At 69.9% G+C, this 5,246-nt stretch carries 6 protein-coding genes and 1 pseudogene; 6 read left to right on the top strand and 1 reads right to left on the bottom strand.

Translation table 11 applies throughout. The features are described from left to right. Window positions 1-135, bottom strand: a pseudogene (locus AC1D15_RS16975) (5-methyltetrahydropteroyltriglutamate--homocysteine S-methyltransferase); the annotation flags it as partial. 156 nt (window positions 136-291) lie between these two features. Here AC1D15_RS16975 and AC1D15_RS16970 point away from each other — a divergent pair. From AC1D15_RS16970 to AC1D15_RS16945, 6 genes are all read left to right on the top strand, one after another. After that, window positions 292-1,476 carry an ABC transporter substrate-binding protein gene (locus tag AC1D15_RS16970; RefSeq protein WP_477826889.1) on the top strand — a complete coding sequence of 395 codons (1,185 nt, stop codon included), beginning with the start codon at window positions 292-294 and terminating at the stop codon, window positions 1,474-1,476. Window positions 1,477-1,478: 2 nt separating this feature from the next. Beyond that, window positions 1,479-2,339, top strand: a complete 861-nt coding sequence (locus AC1D15_RS16965; RefSeq protein WP_477826888.1) for a branched-chain amino acid ABC transporter permease — start codon at window positions 1,479-1,481, stop codon at window positions 2,337-2,339. Beyond that, window positions 2,336-3,295: a branched-chain amino acid ABC transporter permease gene (locus AC1D15_RS16960; protein ID WP_477826887.1), complete on the top strand. Its 960-nt coding sequence runs from the start codon at window positions 2,336-2,338 to the stop codon at window positions 3,293-3,295. Before AC1D15_RS16965 ends, AC1D15_RS16960 begins: the two co-directional genes overlap by 4 nt. After that, window positions 3,292-4,050, top strand: a complete 759-nt coding sequence (locus AC1D15_RS16955; protein WP_477826886.1) for an ABC transporter ATP-binding protein — start codon at window positions 3,292-3,294, stop codon at window positions 4,048-4,050. The genes AC1D15_RS16960 and AC1D15_RS16955 overlap by 4 nt, the downstream gene beginning before the upstream one ends. Then, window positions 4,043-4,753 (top strand): ABC transporter ATP-binding protein, encoded by a 711-nt coding sequence (locus tag AC1D15_RS16950; protein WP_477826885.1) that lies wholly within the window; start codon window positions 4,043-4,045, stop codon window positions 4,751-4,753. The genes AC1D15_RS16955 and AC1D15_RS16950 overlap by 8 nt, the downstream gene beginning before the upstream one ends. Window positions 4,754-4,822: 69 nt before the next feature. After that, window positions 4,823-5,246, top strand: a 424-nt coding sequence (locus AC1D15_RS16945; protein ID WP_477826884.1) for a helix-turn-helix domain-containing protein, incomplete at its 3' end; no start/stop codon positions are given.

Below are 5,246 nucleotides of genomic sequence, written 5' to 3'. Positions count from 1 at the left end.
GTCCTCCACCGCGCGCAGTTCGGCCGCGCTGATCTCCTTCAACCGGAAGCGCTCACGGGCTTCGAGGAGGTACTTCGGGCGCAGGAAACTGCCGACGTGGTCGGCACGAAAAGGAGCGGCGGAACGCGAGGTCATGAAGGTCTCCTGTGAGGGTTCACCGCGATGCGCGATGCCCCCGTTTCTGCTGCAATGTTCTTATATAGAACACGGGTGCTGTATGCGAACCAGGATGCTAGCATCCGGCCCCGGATTCGCTGCATCATCCACCGCCTTCCCAACGGAGACAAACGCATGCACAAGCGCACCGCCCTGCGGCACCTCGCTGCGGCGGGGCTGGCCTCGAGCCTGCCCCTGGCTTTCCAATCGACCGCCTTCGCGCAGGCCAAGCCGTTCAAGATCGGCTTCATCCTCCCGATGACCGGGCAATCGGCGTCGACCGGCCGGCAGATCGAAGCGGCCGCGAAGCTCTACCTGGCGCAGAACGGCGCGACGGTCGCCGGCCGCAAGATCGAGCTGATCATCAAGGACGATGCCGGCGTGGCCGACGCGACGCGCCGCATCGCGCAGGAGCTGGTGGTCAGCGACAAGGTCGACGTGCTGGCCGGCTTCGGGCTGACGCCGCTGGCCCTCGCGACCGCGCCGATCGCGACGCAGAGCAAGACGCCGATGGTCGTGACCGCCGCGGCCACGTCGATCGTCACCGAGCAGTCGCCCTACATCGTGCGCACCAGCTTCACGCTGCCGCAGGTGACGCTGGGYATTGCCGAGTGGGCGGGCAAGAACCAGATCAAGCGCGCGGTGACGCTGGTGGCCGACTACGCGCCCGGCATCGACGCCGAGAAGACCTTCAAGGACCGCTTCAAGCTGAACGGCGGCGAGGTCATCGGCGAGATCCGCTCGCCGCTGCGCAACCCCGATTTCGCGCCCTTCCTGCAGAAGGTGCGCGACCTGAGCCCCGATGCGGTGTTCGTGTTCCTGCCGTCCGGCCAGGGCGCGGCCTTCATGAAGCAGTTCGCCGAGCGCGGGCTCGACAAGTCGGGCATCCGCCTGATCTGCACCGGCGACGTGACCGATGACGACCAGCTCAACGACATGGGCGACGTCGCGCTGAACATCGTCAGCTCGCACCACTACTCGGCCTCGCACCCGTCGGCGGTCAACAAGAAGTTCGTCGAGGCCTTCCAGGCGGCCAACAAGTTCCGCCCGAACTTCATGGCGGTGGCCGGCTACGACGGCATGCGCGTGATCACGAAGGCGCTCGAGGCCACCAAGGGTGCGGGCGGCGGCGATGCGCTGCTGGCCGCAATGAAGGGCCAGGTGTTCGAGAGCCCGCGCGGCCCGGTGCTGATTGACGCGCAGACGCGCGACATCGTGCAGGACGTCTACATCCGCCGCGTCGCGCGCGTGAACGGCCAGCTCTTCAACGAGGAGTTCGACGTGCAGAAGGCCGTGAAGGACCCGGGCAAGACGAAGTAGGCATGCTGACGCTGCTGTTCGACGGCATCGCCTACGGCATGCTGCTGTTCGTGCTGGCCGTCGGGCTGGCGGTCACGCTCGGGTTGATGAATTTCGTCAACCTGGCGCATGGCGCGTTCGCGATGGCCGGCGGCTACGTCACCGTGCTGCTGATGAACCGGCTCGGCGTGCCCTTCCTCGCGACGCTGCCGGCCGCCTTCATCCTCACCGCGCTGGCCGGCGCGCTGCTCGAACGCACGCTGTACCGGCCGATGTACGCGAAGCCGCACCTCGACCAGGTGCTGTTCTCGATCGGCCTGGTGTTCATGGCGGTGACGGCGGTCGACTGGCTGATCGGCTCGCAGCAGCAGATGATCCAGGTGCCGCCGTGGCTGCAGGGCCGCTTCGACTTCGCCGCGGTCGGCATCGGCAAGTACCGGCTGTTCATCATCGTGCTGTGCGCGCTGCTGACGATCGCGCTGCAGGCGGTGCTGACGCGCACCCGCTTCGGCAGCCGGCTGCGCGCCGCGGTCGACGACCCGCGCGTCGCGCAGGGCCTGGGCATCAACACCAGCCAGGTGTTCCTGCTGACCTTCGCGGTCGGCTCGGGGCTGGCCGGCCTGGGCGGTGCGCTCGGTGCCGAGGTGTTCGGGCTGGATCCGAGCTTCCCGCTCAAGTTCATGATCTATTTCCTGATCGTCGTCTCGGTCGGCGGCACCACCACCATCACCGGTCCGTTGCTGGCCGCGCTGCTGCTCGGCATCGCCGACGTGTTCGGCAAGTACTACGTGCCCAAGCTCGGCGCCTTCATCGTCTACACGCTGATGATCGTGATCCTGACGCTGCGCCCGCAGGGGTTGTTCGGGCGGAGTGCCAGCCGATGAGCGTCCGGGATTCGCTGTCCGCCGCTTCGGCCTGGCGCTGGTGGGAGTTCGCGCTCGGGCTGGTCGCGCTCGGCTCCTGCGTGTTCGCCGGCGAGCATGCGCTGCTGCTCAACGAGATCGCGATCCTCGGGCTGTTCGCGATGTCGCTCGACCTGGTGCTGGGCTACGCCGGCATCGTGTCGCTCGGCCATGCGGCGTTCTTCGGCTTCGGTGCCTATGTGGCGGCGCTGTTCGCGAAGCACGTGATGCCCGATCCGCTGGTCGGGCTGGCGGTGGCGATCGCGGCGTCGGCGCTGCTCGGCGCGCTCGGCAGCCTGCTGATCCTGCGCGGCTCCGACCTGACGCGGCTGATGGTGACGCTCGGCGTCGCGTCGGTGCTCTACGAGCTGGCGAACAAGCTGGACTGGCTGACCGGCGGCACCGACGGGCTGCAGGGCGTCGTGATGGGGCCGTTGCTCGGGCGATTCGAGTTCGACCTGTACGGCCGCACCGCGTACGCCTACAGCCTCGCGGTGCTGGTGCTCGCGCTGCTGTTCGCGCGGCGCGTCGTGCACTCGCCGTTCGGCGTCTCGCTGAAGGCCTTGCGCGACAACCGGCTGCGCGCCACCAGCGTCGGGCTGTCGGTGCCGGCGCGGCTCGCGGCGGTGTACACCCTCGCGGCCGGGCTCGCCGGCGCGGCGGGCGCGCTGCTCGCGCAGACCAGCGGCTTCGCGTCGCTCGACGTGCTGGATTTCCACCGCAGCGCCGACGTGCTGCTGGTGCTCGTGATCGGCGGCACCGGCTACCTGTACGGCGGGCTGTTCGGCGCGATCGCGTTCAAGCTGCTGCACGACCTGGTGTCGGCCTGGACGCCGCAGTACTGGCTGTTCTGGCTCGGGCTGTTCCTCGTGGTGCTGATGCTCGTGGGCCGCGACCGCTTCATCCGCCCGTGGACCTGGTGGGGCCGCAAGCCATGACCATCGCGCTGGAAACCCGCGGCCTCGTCAAGCGCTTCGGCGGCATCGCTGCGACGCAGGACGTGTCGCTGACGATCGAGACCGGCGCGCGCCACGCGCTGATCGGCCCGAACGGTGCCGGCAAGACGACGCTGATCAACCTGCTGACCGGCGTGCTCGCGCCGAGCGCCGGCACGATCCTGCTCGACGGCCAGGACATCACCCGCCTCGCGCCGCACCAGCGCGTGAAGCGCGGGCTGGTGCGCACCTTCCAGATCAACCAGCTGTGGAGCGAGCTGACGCCGCTGCAGTCGCTGGCGCTCGCGGTGACGGCCGAGCGCGGGGCCGCTTCGCGCTGGTGGCAGCCGCTCGGCCGGGCCGATGGCGTGGCCGAGGCCTGCGAGACGCTGCTGAAGCAGTTCCGCCTCGACGACGTGATGGACCGCAAGGTGGCAGTGCYGCCCTACGGCAAGCGCCGGCTGCTGGAAATCGCGACCGCGCTCGCGTGCCGGCCGCGCGTGCTGCTGCTCGACGAGCCGGTGGCCGGCGTGCCCGAGGGCGAGCGGCAGGAGATCTTCGACACCATCAACGCGCTGCCGGCCGACGTGTCGATCCTGCTGATCGAGCACGACATGGACCTGGTCTTCAACTTCGCGCGCCGCGTGTCGGTGCTGGTCAACGGCGCGCTGTTCGCCGAGGGCGACGTGCAGGCGATCGCGAACGACCCGCGCGTGAAGGCGGTGTACCTCGGCCAGGGGGAGGTCGCCCATGGCTGAGCCGCTGCTGCGCGTGGAGGGCCTGAGCTCCGGCTACGGCGAGGCCGTGGTGGTGCAGGGCGTCGACCTGGAACTGGCGGCCGGGCAGTCGCTCGCGCTGCTGGGCCGCAACGGCACCGGCAAGACGACGCTGCTGAATACGCTGGTCGGCGTGACGCGCCGCCATGCCGGCCGCATCGTGCTGGCCGGGCAGGACATCAGCGCGACGGCCCCGTACCGGCGCGCCGCGGCCGGCATCGGCTGGGTGCCGCAGGAGCGCAACATCTTCAAGTCGCTGACGGTCGACGAGAACCTGACGGCGGTCGCGCGCCCGGGGGCGTGGACCGTCGCGCGCGCCTATGAGATGTTCCCGCGGCTCGCGGAGCGGCGCGGCAACCTGGGCCACCAGCTGTCCGGCGGGGAGCAGCAGATGCTGGCGGTGGCGCGCGCGCTGGTGCTGAACCCGAAGCTGCTGCTGCTCGACGAGCCGCTGGAGGGCCTGGCGCCGATCATCGTGGAGGAGCTGCTGCGCTCGATCGCGCGCGTGGTGCGCGACGAGGGGCTGTCGGCCATCATCGTCGAGCAGAACCCGCGGATGATCCTGCCGATCACGCAGCATGCGGTGGTGCTGGACCGCGGCAGCATCGTGCACCGCAGCGACAGCGCGGCGCTGCTTGCCGAGCCGCAGCAGCTCGAGCGCTGGCTCGCGGTGTCGCAGCGCTGAACTGAGCAATCCCGGTGGCGCGCGGCGGCGGCCTGCGCCCTACAGTGGCGCGGCCCATCACCTTCGTCCATGCGCCACCAGTCCGAGCTCTCCTACCGCCGCCGCATCAACCGCGTCGTCGCCCATGTGCATGCGCAGCTGTCCTCCGATCTGGAGGGGAGCACGCTGGCCGACATCGCCGCGATGTCGCGCTTCCACTTCCACCGCGTGTTCTCCGCGATGACCGGCATGACGCCGGCGCAGTACGTGCTGCGCATGCGTCTCGCGGCCGCCGTCGAGGCGCTGCGCGGCGGCAGCGCGCCGGTCGGGAAGATCGCGCTCGATTGCGGCTTCGATGGCGGCACCAGCTTCGCCCGCGCGCTGCGGCGCGAGTGCGGGCTGTCGCCGAGCGCGGTGCGCCAGGCGCTGGTGGACCCGCGCCTGGTGCTGCCGGTGGTGGCGTCCCCCCGTCCCCTCAGGAGAAAGACCATGCTTGAACCGAGCTTCCGCGACC

This window comes from Rhizobacter sp. P2_H2 (genome assembly GCF_056403375.1).
Note: the sequence above shows the minus strand (reverse complement) of the source record. Positions and strands in the feature narration are given on the sequence as shown.

Bases quoted from the DNA above. Each gene is read 5' to 3' on its own strand.
- AC1D15_RS16950 (WP_477826885.1), top strand. From the start codon at position 4,043: ATGGCTGAGCCGCTGCTGCGCGTGGAGGGCCTGAGCTCCGGCTACGGC.
- AC1D15_RS16960 (WP_477826887.1), top strand. From the start codon at position 2,336: ATGAGCGTCCGGGATTCGCTGTCCGCCGCTTCGGCCTGGCGCTGGTGG.
- AC1D15_RS16965 (WP_477826888.1), top strand. From the start codon at position 1,479: ATGCTGACGCTGCTGTTCGACGGCATCGCCTACGGCATGCTGCTGTTC.